Annotated in this window: 10 protein-coding genes; 3 read left to right on the top strand and 7 right to left on the bottom strand. The window is 56.6% G+C overall.

Annotation, left to right across the window (positions count from 1 at the left end):
* Positions 1 to 153: 153 nt before the first annotated feature.
* Positions 154 to 7614: a calcium-binding protein gene (locus tag FQB27_RS04115; RefSeq protein ID WP_169559578.1), complete on the top strand. Its 7461-nt coding sequence runs from the start codon at positions 154 to 156 to the stop codon at positions 7612 to 7614.
* 104 nt (positions 7615 to 7718) lie between these two features.
* Here the strand turns inward: FQB27_RS04115 and FQB27_RS04120 are convergent, their stop codons facing one another.
* Positions 7719 to 8150 (bottom strand): hypothetical protein, encoded by a 432-nt coding sequence (locus FQB27_RS04120; protein WP_169559579.1) that lies wholly within the window; start codon positions 8148 to 8150, stop codon positions 7719 to 7721.
* Between the two features lie 141 nt (positions 8151 to 8291).
* On the opposite strand from FQB27_RS04120, the gene FQB27_RS04125 reads away from it, so the two are divergent.
* Positions 8292 to 8576, top strand: a complete 285-nt coding sequence (locus FQB27_RS04125) for a DUF6460 domain-containing protein (RefSeq protein ID WP_169559580.1) — start codon at positions 8292 to 8294, stop codon at positions 8574 to 8576.
* 108 nt (positions 8577 to 8684) lie between these two features.
* On the opposite strand, the gene FQB27_RS04130 is transcribed toward FQB27_RS04125, so the two are convergent.
* The 6 genes from FQB27_RS04130 to FQB27_RS04155 form a co-directional block, all read right to left on the bottom strand.
* Positions 8685 to 9704, bottom strand: coding sequence for a 2-oxoacid:ferredoxin oxidoreductase subunit beta (locus FQB27_RS04130; protein ID WP_169559581.1), 1020 nt, complete (start codon positions 9702 to 9704; stop codon positions 8685 to 8687).
* A 1-nt stretch (position 9705) separates the two neighbouring features.
* Positions 9706 to 11577: a 2-oxoacid:acceptor oxidoreductase subunit alpha gene (locus FQB27_RS04135; RefSeq protein ID WP_169559582.1), complete on the bottom strand. Its 1872-nt coding sequence runs from the start codon at positions 11575 to 11577 to the stop codon at positions 9706 to 9708.
* A 300-nt stretch (positions 11578 to 11877) separates the two neighbouring features.
* Positions 11878 to 12486, bottom strand: coding sequence for a TetR/AcrR family transcriptional regulator (locus FQB27_RS04140; RefSeq protein ID WP_206374282.1), 609 nt, complete (start codon positions 12484 to 12486; stop codon positions 11878 to 11880).
* A 138-nt stretch (positions 12487 to 12624) separates the two neighbouring features.
* Positions 12625 to 13362, bottom strand: coding sequence for an AsmA family protein (locus FQB27_RS04145; RefSeq protein ID WP_169559583.1), 738 nt, complete (start codon positions 13360 to 13362; stop codon positions 12625 to 12627).
* A 3-nt stretch (positions 13363 to 13365) separates the two neighbouring features.
* Positions 13366 to 15354, bottom strand: a complete 1989-nt coding sequence (locus FQB27_RS04150; protein WP_169559584.1) for a TRAP transporter permease — start codon at positions 15352 to 15354, stop codon at positions 13366 to 13368.
* A 606-nt stretch (positions 15355 to 15960) separates the two neighbouring features.
* Positions 15961 to 17124, bottom strand: coding sequence for a TAXI family TRAP transporter solute-binding subunit (locus FQB27_RS04155; RefSeq protein ID WP_169559585.1), 1164 nt, complete (start codon positions 17122 to 17124; stop codon positions 15961 to 15963).
* Between the two features lie 411 nt (positions 17125 to 17535).
* On the opposite strand from FQB27_RS04155, the gene FQB27_RS04160 reads away from it, so the two are divergent.
* Positions 17536 to 18333: an IclR family transcriptional regulator gene (locus FQB27_RS04160; protein WP_169559586.1), complete on the top strand. Its 798-nt coding sequence runs from the start codon at positions 17536 to 17538 to the stop codon at positions 18331 to 18333.
* Positions 18334 to 18355 lie beyond the last annotated feature (22 nt).

Genomic DNA, 18355 nt, shown 5'->3' on the forward strand with positions numbered 1-18355 from the left:
AATTGTCCTGTCCCCCGTTTGAGGTATGACAGACCTGCCTATACAAGGTAATTTTCATTTATCTTAAAGATTGCTTTGTAGTGATCATGACACTCCTTTTGCGGGTTTTCATGAAGGGTTGGCAAAGCCACACAGAATGAGGGATAGGGGACAATGGCCAAGACAGAAAACGGTATCGTATCCGGTGTATCAGCAGGCTCAGTCGTTGCAGTGCAGGCGGGGCAGAACATACTTCTCGATTTCGCGCCGGATGCGGTTGTGTTCTCTCAGGATGGCAGTGATCTGGTGGTCACAAACCTTGGCGGCGGCGAGAGTATTGTCCTCGAAGGTTTCTTCACGCAGGCCGGAACCGAGCTTCCCCCGCAACTGACACTGGCAGATGGTGTGGTGATTACAGCCAGCGATGTGGCCGGACTGGTTGAAGACTTCAACCCGGATCTTGTTGCCCCTGCAGCCGGTGGTCCTGCTGGCGGCGGACAGGGCGGCGGTGCATCGTTCAGTGCCTATTCTGATGATGGGATCGGCGACGGGATCGGGATTTCCGGGCTTCTGGATCCAACGGCCCTTGGCTTTGCGCCCGGCGCAGACCCCGAGTTCACCCTTGCCATTCCGGGGATGCCGGAACTGATGCTGAACGAGATCGGTCTTGGCGCTCTCAGCTTTGGTCCCAATGCCCGCACTGCAGACGGGCTTTATGATACCCTCGTGGGATTGGGGAAAGACTATATCGACAGCTTCCTCAGCCTTGCCGGTTCAAATCCGGTCAACTATATCGAAATTCGCAACAGCACAGCGACCAGCCAGTCGACCTCCGGCAATGGCCCTTCCACCATTGGGGAAGGATCAACAACCCTTTCCATTATCGGTCCGGGCGGGGAACCTGTTTCCTTTGAACTGCCGAATGTTTCTATTCCTTCCGGCGGTAATCTGGTCCTGATGCAGGTTGTCGGTCCGGACGGGGCGGTGGAAACCATCTATCTTGTTTTTGATGCCGACGGTGCGATCATTGAGGATGGGTTCGTCCCGACCAGTGACCAGCCGTGGCCGTTTGGCGAGGATACCACCGATCCGCTGGGCCTGCTGCTGACATGGTCCGTTGGGGATATTGTCGGTCAGGTGGATACCTTCCTTGCCAACGGGGCGGCCTTTGACCTGCCGGACCTGAATGACGGCTGGAAAGGCATCCCGGAAATGGAGGCCGTGCTGGATATCTTTGGCGGCAGCGACAGTTTCAATGGTCAGATCAGCACCCAGCAACTGGTTGCCGAGAAAATGTTTGCGGCCTATGCGCCGGTTTCCCTTGCGGAATTGCTGGCGGCAAGTCCGATTGCGGCTGAATTTTTCCTCGATGCAGATGGCAATCCTGTTGCCGTGAATAATATCTTCTCTCGCGTAGACAATTTCGATTCCGATACGGCAGGCGACTGGACAACCGGTCTGCAGTCAAGCATTGGCCGAAATAATGACGGGGAAGACCCGAACCCCCTTGATCCGTTCAATGATGACATGAACCCGCAGCAGGGGGCGGGCCCGGAGCCGCTGGTCTCCCCGGAGGGGGATGAGGATATCGACAATAACGGTCAGAATGTCATTGTCGTCGGCACCAATGATGAGGATTTCACCACCGAAGAGGGCGTCGTGTCCGGCGGACGGGCGCAGGACTTCCTGTTTGGGGATCAGGCCGATAACAATCTTGACGGCGGCGCCCATAATGATTTCCTGGATGGCGGTGCTGGTAATGACAAGCTGACCGGTGGGTCCGGCGGGGACGTTCTGATCGATGATCAGGGCCGCGACACCCTTGTTGGCGGGACCGGCCGGGACATCCTGTTCGGTCGGCGAGACGTGGAAGCCGAAGGCGGTGCATTCGAGGAAGGTGCCGGGGACTTGCTGGTCGGTGATGAAACCATGGAAGGTGGTTTTTCCAACGACACCATGCAGGGCGGCTTTGGCAACGACTATTTCGGGCAGGGCCAGTATGGCGAGGGGGATTTTGGCCCCGGCGACTATGGGCCGGGCGACTATGGACCTGAAGACTTGATTGTTGAGGATGGCGTCGAGGACGAACGTCAGGCCTATATGCGCGATATCATCGTGGCCGGGAACGGCAGCGATGTCATCTATGGTGACAATGCGGGCCTTCCGGAAGGGCTTGATGTTGAGGAGCTTCATGACCTGATCTTGCAGAATGTCCGCATGTATGGCCCCTATGATTTCGCCTATATGTATCGCGGCGCGGTCGAATGGAACTATGGCGGGGCTGACCTGATCTATGGCGGTTGGGGCGACGATATTATTTTCGGTCAGGGCGGCGATGATGCAATCCTTGCGGGCCACGGCGATGATCTGGTTGCGGGTGGTTCCGGGGCGGACAACATCCTCGGTCAGGCCGGGGAAGACCTGCTGATCGGGGATACCGGGAATGACACCATGCGTGGTGGGCTTGGCAATGACTTCATGCTGGGGATGGAGCATGACGATCTTCTATATGGCGGAAAAGGCAACGATTTCATCTCCGGCGGTCAGGGCGAGGATCTTCTTTACGGCGGTCAGGGCGACGATGAAATGCGCGGCGATGGCGGCAATGACGTTCTGTATGGCGGGACCGGCTTTGACGGCATGAAGGGCGGAGGCGGCGACGACGTCCTGTATGGCGGTGCAGATGACGACTTCATGTTTGGTGAAGACGGGAACGATATTCTTTATGGCGGCACGGGCCGTGATTTTGTAGACGGCGGTTTTGGCAATGATGTCCTCTATGGTGGCTCCGGCAATGACTACATGAGGGGCGGCTACGGTAACGACGTCCTCTATGGCGGTACGGGCGGCGATAGAATGTGGGGCGACGAAGGGGATGACGTCCTCTATGGCGGCGCCGGTAACGATGAAATGCGCGGCGGCTACGGCAACGATGTCCTCTACGGTGGTGCCGATGGCGATGCCATGTGGGGCGAGGATGGCAATGACATCCTCTATGGCGGGTCCGGCAATGACTATATGAAGGGCGATGGCGGTAACGACCTTCTCTATGGCGGTACTGGTAGCGATGCCATGTGGGGCGATGACGGCAATGATGTCCTCTATGGCGGTTCCGGCAATGACTATATGAGTGGCGGCTACGGTAACGACGTCCTCTATGGTGGTACTGGTGGCGATAGCATGTGGGGCGACGAAGGGGATGACGTCCTCTATGGCGGTGCCGGTAACGATGAAATGCGCGGAGGCTCCGGCAATGACGTTCTTTACGGTGGTGCCGACGGCGATGCCATGTGGGGCAACAGCGGCAATGACACCCTCTATGGTGGTTCCGGTAATGACTATATGAAGGGTGATGACGGTAACGACCTTCTCTATGGCGGTACGGGCGGCGATGACATGTGGGGTGGTGAAGGCAACGACATCCTCTATGGCGGTACTGGCGCTGACACTATGAGGGGCGATGAAGGAGATGATGCCCTCTTTGGCGGCACCGGTGATGATGTTCTTGAAGGCGGGGACGGTGCTGATGTTCTGTATGGCGGCGCTGGTGAGGACACCCTGCGCGGCGAAGATCGGGCTGATGTCCTGTATGGCGGGGCCGGTGACGACCTGTTGTCCGGCGGGTTTGGCTCGGACACCCTCTATGGGGGGCGGGGAGATGACACCCTGCACGGTGATCAGGGGGCCGATGTTCTTTACGGCGGCGCTGGCAATGATGATCTGGATGGTTTCTCCGGGGATGATATCCTGTTTGGCGGTGCCGGTGACGACAGCCTGCAAGGGAAATCCGGCGATGATCTGCTCTATGGCGGGATCGGAGCCGACACCCTGAAAGGCGGTGTTGGTGCCGATGTTCTGTATGGCGGTGCTGGTGACGACCTGATGTTGGGCGATGACGGTAACGACATCCTGTATGGCGGTGCTGGTAACGAATTTATGTTGGGCAATGACGGCAACGACATCCTGTATGGCGGTGCCGGTCGCGACATGATGTGGGCTGGTGAAGGCGATGACGTCCTGTATGGCGGTGCTGGCGCCGACAATATGAGTGGCCATGAAGGCAATGACATCTTGTATGGCGGTCAGAGTGGCGACTTAATGTGGGGCAATGAAGGCAACGACATCCTGTATGGGGGGGATGGCAACGACTGGATGGATGGCGGCTCTGGAAATGATGTTCTCTATGGCGGCGCTGGCGTCGATGATATGCGCGGTGACGACGGGGAAGACGTCCTCTTCGGGGGTGCTGGCAACGACTTTATGTTGGGCGGTGCTGGCAAGGATCTCCTCTATGGCGGGATCGGAGCAGACACCCTGAATGGCGGTGTTGGTGCCGACACCCTGTATGGTGGTGCCGGTGACGACAGTCTGATGGGGGCTGAAGGAGATGATGCCCTGATCGGCGGGGCTGGCAATGATATTTTGCAGGGCGGCGCAGGCAATGACGTGCTGAGTGGCGACGGGGGCATGGACCTTCTCTATGGCGGAGACGGCGATGATAGCCTGTTTGGCGGAGCAGGGCGGGATGTCCTGTACGGCGGAGAGGGACATGATAGCCTCTTTGGCAATGGCGGCGATGACCTTCTCTATGGCGGTGCAGGCGATGACAGCCTGGAAGGCGGCGAAGGCGCCGATGTCCTCTATGGTGGTAGTGGGAACGATACCCAGAAAGGCGGCGGTGGTCTTGATACCCTCTATGGCGGCGATGGCGACGACGGCATGAAGGGCGGCGGCGGTGCCGATGTCCTTTATGGAGGTGAAGGCAATGACGTTCTTGTCGGTGCTGAGGGAGACGATACTCTCTACGGCGAAGACGGCGATGACCTCCTGTACGGATGGAGCGACAACGATGTGCTGTATGGAGGGGATGGCAATGATGTTCTCCACGGTGATGACGGCAATGATGTCCTGATCGGTGAGGGCGGTAATGACCTCCTGTACGGAGGGATCGGCAGAGATTCGCTGTATGGTGGGGCAGAAAGCGATGTGCTGTACGGAGGGGATGGTGCCGATATCCTCCGCGGTGGAGATGGCAATGATGAGCTACACGGTGATGACGGCAATGATATCCTGACCGGTGAGGGCGGCAATGACCTCCTGTACGGAGGGATCGGCAGAGATTCACTGTATGGTGGTACAGAAAGCGATGTGCTGTACGGAGGGGATGGTGACGATATCCTCCGCGGTGAAGATGGCAATGATGAGCTACACGGTGATGACGGCAGTGATATCCTGTTCGGCGGTGAAGGGGAGGATTACCTTCACGGCGGAGCCGGTGAAGATGTCCTGTCTGGCGGCGCTGGTGCGGACTCCATGTTTGGTGCGGACGGCGATGATCTCCTGTATGGCGGAGAGGGCGACGATAGCCTTGCTGGACATACGGGGGATGATCTCCTGTTTGGCCAGGAGGGTGTCGATTATCTGGTCGGCGGTACTGGCGCGGACAGCTTGTATGGTGGGGATGGCAATGACCGTCTTGAAGGCAATGAAGGGAATGACCTGCTCTATGGTGAGGATGGTCGGGATATCCTTCACGCCGGGGATGGAAACGACAGGGTCTTTGGCGGTGCCGATCGCGATACCATCTGGGGCGAGGGCGGTGACGACGTTCTTTACGGTGAAGATGGCGACGACCAGATCAATGGCGGCGACGGCAACGATTATGTAAGCGGCGGGCTTGGCAGCGACAATGTCAATGCAGAGGCCGGAGACGATACCGTCTATGGCGGCGATGGCAACGACAGCCTGTACGGAAACACCGGAAATGACCTGCTCTATGGTGAGGACGGTGACGACAGGTTGTTTGGCGGCGCCGACAGGGACACTGTCTATGGGGCGATCGGTGCGGACCGGATTTTCGGGGATACCGGTGATGATGGGCCGGCCGGTGGCAACGACCTGCTCTATGGCGGCGAAGGGGACGATATGATCCGCGGCGAAGGCGGCGATGATACCCTGTTCGGTGAAGAGGATAACGATGCCCTTTATGGGGGGTATGGGGACGATCTTCTCGATGGCGGCGACGGCGATGATTATCTGGAAGGCAGCTTTGGCAATGACACCCTGCGGGGCGGTGCCGGCAATGATGTCTTGTGGAGTGGCGAAGGCAACGACCTTCTCGATGGCGGCGACGGCGATGACAAGCTGACAGCCTCTGCGGGAGATGATGTTCTATATGGCCGTGCAGGGGACGATACCCTGTTTGGCAATATGGGTAATGATGTTCTTTATGGCGATGAAGGGGACGATTCCCTCAACGGCGGTTTGGGTGATGATCTGCTCTATGGCGGGAATGGTGCCGATAGATTGTCCGGCGGCGAGGGGAATGACACCCTGTTCGGCGGCGAGGGGAATGATGTCCTCTGGAGTGGTGGAGGGGATGACCTTCTCGATGGCGGCGACGGCGATGACTATCTGGAGGGCGCGGACGGCCCCGGCAAGGATACCCTGCTGGGCGGCGCCGGGAACGATGTCTTGGTGAGTGGCTCTGCGTCGAGTGCCACAGGAGACGATCTTCTTGATGGCGGCGACGGCGATGATAGCCTGACAGGCGCTGGGGGTAATGATGTCCTTTACGGCGGCGCTGGCAACGATACCCTGTTTGGCAATGTCGGCATGGATACCCTCTATGGCGATGAGGGAGACGATCTTCTCGACGGTGGCCAAGACAATGACGTTCTCTATGGTGGCGATGGTGTCGATACAGTGGTTGGCGGCTATGGTGAGGACAGCCTCTATGGCGGAGCCGGAAACGATCGGCTGTACGGCCACCATGACAACGATTTGATGTATGGTGACGCTGGGGATGATCAAATGTTCGGGGATGACGGAGATGATGTTCTCTATGGTGGCCTGGGCGAGGATTATCTGGAAGGGAGCTGGGGGCATGATACCCTCTACGGTGGTCCGGGAGACGACCAGCTCAGCGGTGGTCCCGGAAATGACCTTCTCTATGGCGGTGGCGGTGATGATCTGATCGTTGGCAATATGGGAGATGATGTTCTCTATGGTCAAGCCGGCGACGACCATCTGGATGCTGGTGGGGGAAGTGATACCGTGTATGGGAATGCGGGGAACGACTATCTATCCGCAGCAGGGGGAGATAACGTCTTTTATGGGGGAATTGGAGACGATGCCTTGTGGACAGGCAGTGGTGCCGATGTCCTCTATGGCGGAAGCGGTGCAGACCTTCTGGGTGCCGGGGGCGGAGATGATTACCTAGGAGGCGGCGCTGGAGCAGACATTCTGAAAGGCCAAAGTGGCTCTGATACCCTGGATGGGGGCGGCGGTGCCGACACCCTGGAGGGGGGCCTCCGTGACGATATTCTGATCGGTGGTGATGGCGCGGATACGTTTCTTTATAACGGTGGAGAAAACGGTACTGACATCATTACCGATTTTGAGACAGATGCAGATACCGTTGATCTTGACGGCTTGTTCGACGCGCTGGGGCTGACCAACGCTGAGAGGGGCGACGAAATCGCGGATGCCGGGAATTGGAGCCTGTCAGGGGATGGGGATGCCCAGCTACAGATCGGGACCGGTGCCAACAGTGCCAGAATTGTTTTCTCCGGGTATGATTTGGGTGATCTGTCTGACTTACAGGCACGGATTGATGTGGGGGACGAATCCTGATGTTACCCCTCTGATATCAAGCGGATATATCCCTTTCAGGAAAGCGGAAAGCCCGGCATCATCGCCGGGCTTTTCTTATATGCAGCGGGGGCGTGGAGTTTCTTCTAGCGGATTTTCAGGGCGCGACTGGTCAGTTTCGGGCGATGCGCATGATATCGGCGGCCATAGGCGATCGCGCCGGGGTGAAGGTCTTTTACGAAGCGGGTAATGGCCTTGAGGTATTCCGGCTTGTCCGCTTGCAGGATGAACATGATCAGGTGATCACCTTGCTGGCAATCCTGAAAGGTCGGGGTTCGCTGTCCGGCTACATAGGCCTCGCCGATCTCTTTTGTGCAGCGCCCCCAACAGGCCACCGCGCCAAAGGTGTCGCCATCCTTCAGGATAATATAGTGCCCCCGGCGGGCAGCGCCTTTCACGGTGCTGATCAGTTCCTTTGCGTTCCAGTTCGAAAACGGGGTTTTCGTATGAAGAAGGTCAAGGGCAATACCCATTCCCCGAATAGGGGGCGCCGGTTGGATGAATGAGAATGACTGCACGCTAACCTCCTCTGTTTTATCGCAGAATATCCGAATTTCCGGGCAGGTGAAATATCAAGTGAAATTATTCTGGTAAGGGTCGTTGTCCTGTCTGTATGATGAAGGCCAGTTCAATCTCAAGGTACAGTAACAGGCGGTAGAATGCCCAGAAATACAGGCTCCCTGATTATCAAGCTTCTGGTGGTTTCCTTCCTTGTCGGGTGGGTCATGACCTTTTTTGATATTACGCCCGCCGATCTTCTGGAAGACCTGACAGGGACGGTCAAGACGATTTTCTCAACGGCGCTGTCCATGGTGCGCTGGGGCGCGGACTATATCCTGCTTGGTGCTGTGGTGGTGTTACCGATCTGGGGCATTGTTGCCGGCCTGAACTACCTTCAGGCAAAAAGCCGCCGTAATTCACGCGGCAAGACAAACGACGAATAAGGCCTGCCTGTTCCCGGCGCGGGCGGCGGCTCGCCCCCTTTTCTCCGGCTTAAAACAAAAAGGCCAGCGGTAACCGCTGGCCTCGTTGGTTGGTTCTGGTAAACCGGGTCAAAGTTCCCAGGTATGCCCTTCGCGCAGAAGCGCATCCAGAGACGGCGCAGAGGATTTGGCTTTCGCCTCGGCCATCTGGCTTTCCACCGCCTGCTCATAGGTTGCTGACGGGTTGCAATAGAGAACCCCAAGGGCCACCGGCAGGTCCGGGCCGTCCATTTCCGCCAGCATGGTTGCCAGCGCCTTGTTGGTCTCGTCATGCACCAGAATATCTTCCTCGGTGATGCCGTTCTCTCCAACGGTGACAACTTCAAGTGTCAGGGTTTTCGTGTTCATGCGAATACCCTTGTTCTTGTCTGTGCCAAAGATCAACGGCTTGCCATGCTCCACATGGATCTGTTTATCCGCGGCGACATCCCGTGCCAGAACATCGTCAAAGACCGCATCGTTATAGACGATACAGTTTTGCAGAATTTCCACCAGCGAAGTTCCCTTGTGGGCGTGCGCCCGCTTGAAAACATCCGGCAGGTTTTTCTGGGTGTCATATCCGCGGGCGACAAAACGGGCGCCAGAGCCAAGGGCAAAGACGAGCGGTTTGAGCGGGCTGTCCACCGAACCGGTCGGGGAGGACGGCGTTCTCAGCCCCTCGCCGGAGGTTGGGGAATATTGCCCTTTCGTCAGGCCATAGATCTCGTTGTTGCACAGCAGGATCTGCATATCCACGTTCCGGCGGAGTACATGCAGCATGTGGTTGCCGCCGATACTGAAGCCATCACCATCACCGGTTACCAGCCAGACATCAAGGTCCGGGTTGGTGATCTTGATGCCGGTTGCGAAGGCCGGGGCCCGTCCGTGGATTGTGTGGAATCCATAGGTGGACATGTAGTAGGGGAAGCGGGACGAACAGCCGATACCGGAGACGAAGACATATTTTTCCTTCGCCACGTCAAGATCGGGCAGGGTCCGTTGTACGGCCTTCAGGATCGCATAGTCACCACAGCCGGGGCACCAGCGGACTTCCTGATCCGAGGCAAAATCATTTGGCTTCAGCTTTTGGGTAGGAACAGCGACATTCATATCAATTCTCCAACGCAAAATCGATTGCGTCTTCAATTTCGGTAATCTTGAAGGGTTGCCCCGTGACCTTGGTAACCGGACGGGCGTCGATCAGATACTGGTCCCGAAGAACGGTTTTCAATTGGCCATCATTCATTTCAGGGACAATAACAGTGTCGTATCCCTTGAGCAGGTCCCCGAGATTGGCGGGAAGGGGCCACAGGTGACGCAGGTGAATCTGCGCAACGGACTTGCCTTCCTTCAGCTTGTTGCTGACAGCCCGGCTGATGGGGCCATAGGTGGAACCCCAGCCGATAACGGCCAGCTTGCCAGTGCTTTCGCCCTGTTCCGGCTTCTGTTCCGGAATATCCCGTGCGATGCCCAGAATCTTGTTCCGGCGGAGGTCGGTCATGGTCTGATGGTTGGCTGGCTCATAGGAAATATGGCCGCTGCCGTCCGCTTTCTCGATCCCACCAATGCGGTGTTCAAGGCCCGGTGTTCCCGGAACGGCCCACGGGCGCGCCAGTGTTTCCGGGTTCCGGTTGAACGGCTCATACCCTTCCGGGTCGGTGCGCTGTTCAACGGTGAACGGTTCGCGGTCCGCAATTGTCGGAATAAGCCACGGTTCCGCAGCATTGCCGATATAGCCGTCTGTCAACAGCATGACCGGGGTCATGTATTTTGTGGCAAGGCGGCAGGCCTCAATGGCGACCTCGAAACAGTCGGACGGGCCGTGGGCTGCCAGCACTACAAGCGGCGCATCGCCGTTGCGGCCATAGACGGACTGATACAGGTCGGACTGTTCGGTCTTGGTCGGCAGACCGGTGGACGGGCCGGCACGCTGTGAGTTGACAATCACCAGCGGCAGTTCCGTTGAAATGGCAAGGCCAATGGCCTCCCCTTTCAGGGCAATGCCGGGGCCGGATGAAGATGTGATACCAAGGGCACCGGCATAGGATGCACCGATGGCGGAGCAGATTGCTGCAATTTCATCTTCAGCCTGGAAAGTCTTGACCCCAAACTGTTTCAGCTTGGCCAGCGAGTGCAGGATTGGCGAGGCCGGTGTGATCGGGTAGGAACCGAAGAAGGCTTCCAGTCCGGCCAGTTGTGATCCGGCCACCAGACCCCATGCCAGGGCTTCACCGCCGGTAACGGTCCGGTACAGGCCCGGTTTCATTTCTGCCTTGCCAACAGAAAACAGCCCGACACTGTCGGACAGTTCAGCCGCTTCGCCAAAGATGTGACCCGCATTCAGGGCCGCAATGTTGGCATCGGCAATGTCCGGGCGCTTGGCAAATTTTGCCCGCAGCCAGTCAATGGTGTCCTTGCGGTCCCGCCCGTAAATCCAGTAGACGAGGCCAAGAACCCAGAAGTTCTTGCATCGCAGGCCTTCTTTCTGGGACAGACCGAATTCCTTGACGGCCTCCAGAACGTTCTTGGAAACGTCCACTTCCAGAATTTTGTAGCCGTCCAGCGAACCATCCTCAAGCGGGTTGGTCTCGTAACCGGCTTTTTTCAGGTTCCGGGCGTTGAAGGATCCGGTGTCCACAATGATGCTGCCGCCCTTGCGCAGACGGGCGATGTTGACCATCAGGGCCGCCGGGTTCAGGGCGACCAGTACATCGGGCTCATCACCGTGGGTTTCGATGCTTCTGGCACCAAAATTGATCTGGAAGGCAGAGACACCAAAGGTCGTTCCGACAGGGGCGCGAATTTCAGCCGGAAAATCCGGGAAAGTAGCTAGGTCGTTTCCTGCCAGCGCAGTCGTGTCCGTGAAACGGCTGCCCGTGATCTGAATTCCATCCCCGGAATCTCCGGCAAAACGGATGACGACGGAAGGGACGGCCGTTCTGTTGTCAGCGACACTATCCGCCTTGATATTTAATTCGTTCAACTTCGCTACTCGCTTTTTATCAGATTAGTAAAACTGCTCAGTCCGATATACTTCGACGCTACTCATACCCCCAGATACACTCCGGAACCGAAATTGTCCTGTTTCTGACAGGTCTCCGACACGTTTTCGCAGCTCATTGTCACTGTTCATACATACTTATATGCAGTACCGGAAATTCTGTTTCAATCCGCAAATCATAGCATATTTATATGTGTACATACAAATCTTCTAGGTCTGGTCCAAATATATTTTATAATTTTTGATTGTAAATAAAAAAATAAAACAAAATTTTTGTGTGAATTAGGTTTCCGGGGTTTTCAGGCCGTCCCTTATCAGGCGTACAAAAAAGGCGCCAATCTGGGCTGGGGTCTGGCCGCCTGCACGGTACCAACTGCTGGACCAGTTCAGGGAGCCAAGCAGACTGAGTCGGAGCAGGGTCGGGTCCACATCCTCAGGCAGGGGCAGGGCCTCGATCAGTTCCATGAACAGGGCATCATAGCTGTCCCGGATTTCAATAAGACGGGATCTGAGGGTCGGGGCGGTCCGTGAAATGTCGGCACACAGAAGGATGGAAAAGTTGTTGCCGCCAAACAGCGTGTTCATATGGGCCATGGCAGCCCGCGTCAAACGCTCCCACGGGTCATGGCAATCCTTCGTGGCCTCGATAACGGCCTCGCTGATCAGGCGGGTGCCTTCTTCATAGGTGGCGATGATCAGGTCATCCTTGGAGGGGAAGTGATAATACATGGACCCGGCCAACATGCCGGCCTCCCGGGCGATGTCCCGCATGGACGTGGCATCGTAGCCCCGCTGATTGAACAGATGCGCCGCAGCGGCCATCAGTTCCTGTCTTCTGTTGTCGCTTCGGTAAGGTGTTTCTTCTCTTGAATCCGCGGTGTCGTCCGTCACAAGGCTTCCCTGACTAACAGTTGTTATCCTTTTGCTTATGCACCGTCCGAACGGCAGCATCAATAACAAATAACACATGTCCGACCCGTTCGCCGCGCATGGTTGGCGGCTGGAACGGGACGGGGTGTCTGGTTTGGCCTAGTTGTTGAAAAGTTTTTTCAGGGATTTGAGGGCGTCTTCGGTTTCGTCGAGGGCACCGTTCAAAAGGTTCCGGGCATGGCCGGACAGGCTGAGGTCTGTTTCAAGGGCGGCCAGAGTGGTTTGCCGCAGCAGAGGGATGAACAACCGCCGGGTCATTTCGGCCGGGGTAATACCGTTCTCGGTCAGCCCCACATCCTTGAGGTGAAGGTCCGAGATGCGGGCCGTCTTGCGGGAGCCTTCTATTTCATCGCCTTCAATGACGACGACCCCGTTCTTGACGTAGAAATTCTCAATGATCAGTTTCTTGACCGGTGCACCGGAAGAAGAGGCGCGGGCAGCGGACTGTTCGATATGGGCGCGCAGGGTCCGCAGATTGTCCGTGTTGCGGGTCAGTTCGTAGATGATTTCCGGGGCATTCAGCACCATCGATTTGATGCGGATGACATCCCGTGTAACGGTTTCCGTATCCACCCAGATTTCCATATTCTGGACATTGAGGGCGCGGGCCGAGGAAAAATTGTCCGGGTTGCGGACGGTCAGGTTGGTGAGGGTCGTCAGGCCGGTCGATGGGGAATAATCCACATCTTCCAGCGTGACTTGGGTCTGTGTGATTTCGGATCCCTGTTGTTCGATTGTGTCGACAATGATGGATCCGATGGACAGATAGATTGTGACGATGGCCGCACAGAACAGGACTGCTATGGCGACCATCGTCAGCGTTAAACCGCGCTTCATGCTTTAGGCGTTCCGTATTGCTGAGTTCCTTTTATTGGCAAACAATACGACGATTACGGTTGGAACGGCAAGGGCAAGCGCAAGGGCACCCAGTTCAAAATTGGTGAACGGAATCAGTCCGCCGCCCGGTGTGGCCAGAGCAAGACCAGCAGCCACGATCAGGCCACGGGTAATCCATTTGCCTTGCGGGTGAATGTCCAGCTTTCCGACCCAGGCCAGATAACCCTGCAGGCCACTAGCGATCAACCAGACACCGATCATGGCTGTCACAACAACCTTGCCGATATCCGCCCAGTCACCCTGCATGATCAGGGCCGGGTTCAGAACAAAGAAGAACGGGATGAAGTAGATGATACTTCCGAGCTTCATTGCCTGAAGGCCTGTTTCCATGGGCTTTGCACCGGCAACCGTTGCTGCGGCAAAGGCACCGAGCGCAACCGGAGGCGTGATAAAGCTGAGCATGCCCCAGTACAGGATGAACAGGTGAACCGCCAGCGGGTCAAGACCCGCACTGATCACTGCCGGAGCCAGAGAAATGGCCAAGAAGATATAGGCGGCGGTCACGGTCATGCCGATCCCGAGGATGAAGCTGGTCAGGGCGCCCATGACCAACAGGACAAGCGGGTTACCGCCAGCCAGGAAGATCAGGTCGTTGGCAATGGTACCGGACATGCCGGTAACGGCCAGTGCACCAACGATCAGGCCAACACCACACAGGATACCGGCCAGTTCAGCGAACAGGCTTGCGGTTGCCATGATGAACTGCTTCACATCACGCCAGCCCCAACGGGAGTAGGGGAAGATCTGGTTGATGACGAGAAGAAGTGCTGTCGCGTAGAACGGGGCAAGAGCTTCCTGCTTCATGAAGATCAGCATCCAGACCAGGATCACAAACACCGCGATGAAGTGCCAGCCTTCTTTCAGGGTCTGTTTCAGGGACGGCAGTTCCTCAACCGGAAGACCTTTCAGGTCGTTCTTGGCGGCATAGGCATCGATCTGGATAAACAGTCCGAAGAAGTAGAGAACGGACGGAATGATCGCTGCGATGGCAATGTCGATATAGGGGATTTCCAGGAATGTCGCCATGATGAAGGCGGTCGCCCCCATGATGGGCGGCATCAGAACACCACCGGTGGACGCACAGGTTTCCACGCCGCCAGCATAGGAGCGGGAGAAACCAACACGCCGCATGGCCGGGATGGACAGAACGCCCGTGGTCAGAACGTTTGTGATAACGCTACCGCTCATGGAACCCATGAGACCACTGGAGAAAATCGCAACCTTGGCAGGGCCGCCGCGAACATGGCCGAGGCAGGCAAAGGCGAAGTTGATGAAGAACTTGCCGCCGCCTGTATATTGCAGGGCCACACCGAAAACCAGGAAGCCGATGACCAGGCCTGTGAAGGCGCGGAACGGAATACCCAGAACACTTTCGGAGCTCATGGTGTGGAAAATGGCTGTGTCGGCGAGTGTCGCCGCAGCACCGGCAATCGGACCGGGCATGACATCCGCAAACAACGGATAGAAGGAGATGACCAGAACGATGGCGAAAATGGCGGTTCCACCTGCCCGGCGTGTCGCTTCAAGGATCAGCAGCCAGAAAAGATAACTCATGTAGACGGCATAATCGGGAGCAAGATACTCCCAGCCTTCGTCAACAATCTTTTCACTGTTGGCAGCGAAATAGAAGCAGGACGCCATCATGGCAATGGCAAGCAGGGCGTCGTACCAGGGAACCGAGTTGTGGGAAGATTTTTTGGTGGCTGGCCACATCAGGAAGATGAGGGGCAGCAGCAAGCCGGCAACAATATAGGCATACTGGTTGGATAGGAATGTATAGCCAACAAAGAAGCCCAGATTGAACAACTGGTTCATTGAAAGGAGCAGCACCGCGATTGCGGCTGCGTAGGGGATCAGTGCCCATCCGGTGGGAAGGCTGCGACGGCTGGAGCCTTCGTCAGCAGGCTCTTGAGTTTGAATTTCCTCTTTCATGACAGGTCACATGCTCAATTTTTAAAAGAATGCAAAATGAACTTGCGGGCGGCTCGGGGGGTACCGGTGGTGGCCTCGCAGTTAGTGGTTAGGGTGCAAAACTCGGACGGGATCGCCGGTCGCGGGTCATTGTTGGGCCTCATCAAAAACTTCCTGTCTTTATTATTGTTCTGTTTGTCCGTGTACCCGTAGCCCGGTCTTGCTTGACCGATAAGGACCTTGCGGGTGGAGCGTTTCTTGTGCCCCTGAGAATGTCCGGAAACCGTCTCAGGAATATAGTGAATGTATCTTGTTTCTGGTGTCCGCTCCCGTAATCGGGTGATTGAACCATTCGGACGCCATTCCTCCCTTGTTATTAGAAAACCCATATATTCAGTAGTGTATTACCATGCGCAAGGTCGCACCAAACCTGATCAGGTCATGCCAGCCATTGGGGGGATTGACGAATGTCTTGCTGGCCTGCCCCTTTTCGGGTCGCTTCCTGTTTTGCCCCGGTCTTTTTATGACAATGTCCTGGCGGATTGCCACGTAAGCCTTCCGCCAGGATTTCAGTTCGGTCCCTGTTCAACCCTGTGCAGGACAGGGACCGATTATTTTCAACCTTGATTACTTGACGCCAATCGGCAGGCCAGCAGCGACAAGCGCTTCGGCACGAGCCTTGGTCCAGCCAGCGCGGAACTCGTCATCAGACGGCTTGGTGTCCTTGTAGGCTGCATAGGCTTTCATCAGAACGTCCTGACGCTTGATCAGGCCGTCGTTGTGAGCCTGTGCCGCATCGGTCCAGACGCCAATTTCCTTGAAGTACTTAACAGTACCTTCGTGGTAAGGAAGGATCCATTCCATTTTCTGGCTTTCCAGAGCCCAACCAGCGGCACCCGGAGCGCTGTTTTTGTACACGTCGTGCTTTTCAATCATTGCCTTGGTCAAGGCATAGACTTCATCTGCGGACTTGTCAGCGTTGGTAACCATGATCGGGTAAGGGTAGCCTTTACCTTCCCACGGCTTTTCCTTGGTGATTTCAGCACCGGATGTTGCGATCAGCGGTGAGAAGTAAGGAGCAACTTCGTGCAGACGCTTCCAACCCTCGGTGTCATCAGCAGACAGTGTCGGCCAGTGAATGCCGCGCGGGCTGGCAGCCAGACGCTTGTAGTGCGGTGTTACGGTGGAGCCGAAAGAGGCGTCAACCTGACCGTTGATCATGCCGTCGATGGAGTCTTTAAAGCCCGGGAATTCGACTTTTTCAACGTCATCCCAAGTCAGACCAGCGAAAGCGATGGTGGCTTCTGCACCCAGGTTCAGGCCGTCTGCGCCGCGAACCCATGCAATCCGTTTGCCCTTGATGTCAGCAACGGTCTTGATGCCGGAATCTGCAGTTACTGCCAGACCAAGGCCAAAAGTACCTTTGGCTGTCAGCAGAACGCGCAGCGGCTGAGGGCCCCAGTCTGCAGTAGCGAACTGCATGACGCCTTCCTGACCGAAGTAGCTGGCAATACCGCATGCGCAGTAGTCGGCTTTACCAACTTTCAGCGGAGTCATGCGGGAAATGTCGTTCTTGCCCGGAAGGACGCGAACGGAGGTGCCGAATTCCTGTTTCAGCATGTTGCTGATGGCGACAGACTGGGCGTAACCACTGGATGTGGTGCCGTAGGCTGTCCAGATCATGGAGCTTGGCAGTTCAGCGGATACGGCGCTTGTTGCCAGTCCCGCCGTGGTCAGGCCAACTGCCAATGCAATTGTCCTGGTGGTTTTGTTTTTCAGTGAAGAGCGCATCTATTTCTCCCATACATTATTGTGACGGAACTAGTTTTTCTTTTGTGGCAGTTCCGATGCAGCGCCATTCTGCATAGTGGAACCCAATTCTGCAAGAGTAATTTGGTGTCGGCATGTCTGTGAACGCAACGGGTTGCGGCAAAGGGAAGCTGTAAAAATTCTCGCTTTGCCCCGTTCCTCCGTAAAATTGGCCAAAAGGGCTGACAGTAAGGTTGCAGTTGCGTCAAGCCGGCGGTGCGGCAAAATTTGATACGGTTAAGTGGGAAAAACGATCTTTTCCGGCTGGTAAAATGCTGAATCACGCCATCAGATAAAAAAGTCTTTCTGCAGAGTGGAATATCCTGAGCCTTTTTAATATGATGATCGGACCATCCTTGCCCAGACCAGTTTGGGAGCATATCGATATCACCTATGAAGCCTGAAGAACTCACAGAAGAGACGCTGGAAAAAGACCGGCATTTTGTGACCTCGCTTGCGCGGGGGCTGGAGGTATTGCGTGCGTTTCGCCCCGGTGAAGGCCCGATGGGGAACAATGAACTTTCCCGGCGGACCGGGCTGCCAAAATCAACAATTTCCCGGCTGACCAGCACGCTGGTGCAACTGGGCTACCTGCTGCACCGGGAAGAAATTGGTCGGTACGAACCGTCCCCGTCTGTTCTGGCCCTTGGCTATACGGTGTTGGCCAACAGCCGGCTGAGGGTGTGTGCCTGCCCGGCCATGCGGGAACTCGTGAAGCAGGGCGGCTTCAGTGTTTCCCTTGGCGCCCGGGACAAGATGACCATGCTGTATCTGGAGGCGGTGCGCGGGGCCAAGACAAGTACCCTTGTCCTTGATGTGGGAACCCATATTCCCCTTGCGACATCGGCCATGGGGCGGGCCTATCTGTGCCGGATTTCCGATCAGGAGCGGGACGACATTCTGGATCAGGTCCGGGTGCAGGCAGGCTCTGACTGGACGCGGGTCCGCAAAGGGGTGGAGCAGGCCCAGCGAGATTATGAGGATTTCGGTTTCTGTTTGTCCCTTGGCGGGTGGCAGCGGGCCACGTCTGCGGTTGGTGTTCCGGTGCGGGATGCCGGCAACGGGGATGTGATGGCGTTCAACTGCGGGGGGTCCTCTTATTTGCTGTCAGAGGAAAAACTCCGGGAAGAGATTGGCCCGCAACTGGTTGGACTGGCCCGCGGTGTCGAGGTGATGTGCGGTCAGGTTTGACAAAACTTGTTTCAAGCCCCCA

It is taken from the genome of Sneathiella chinensis (assembly GCF_012720115.1).
In the GTDB taxonomy this organism is placed as follows: Bacteria; Pseudomonadota; Alphaproteobacteria; order Sneathiellales; family Sneathiellaceae; genus Sneathiella; species Sneathiella chinensis.

Coding starts and splice junctions, on each gene's coding strand:
- FQB27_RS04125 (WP_169559580.1), top strand. CDS start 8,292: ATGCCCAGAAATACAGGCTCCCTGATTATCAAGCTTCTGGTGGTTTCC.
- FQB27_RS04155 (WP_169559585.1), bottom strand. CDS start 17,124: ATGCGCTCTTCACTGAAAAACAAAACCACCAGGACAATTGCATTGGCA.
- FQB27_RS04150 (WP_169559584.1), bottom strand. CDS start 15,354: ATGAAAGAGGAAATTCAAACTCAAGAGCCTGCTGACGAAGGCTCCAGC.
- FQB27_RS04130 (WP_169559581.1), bottom strand. CDS start 9,704: ATGAATGTCGCTGTTCCTACCCAAAAGCTGAAGCCAAATGATTTTGCC.
- FQB27_RS04160 (WP_169559586.1), top strand. CDS start 17,536: ATGAAGCCTGAAGAACTCACAGAAGAGACGCTGGAAAAAGACCGGCAT.
- FQB27_RS04145 (WP_169559583.1), bottom strand. CDS start 13,362: ATGAAGCGCGGTTTAACGCTGACGATGGTCGCCATAGCAGTCCTGTTC.
- FQB27_RS04115 (WP_169559578.1), top strand. CDS start 154: ATGGCCAAGACAGAAAACGGTATCGTATCCGGTGTATCAGCAGGCTCA.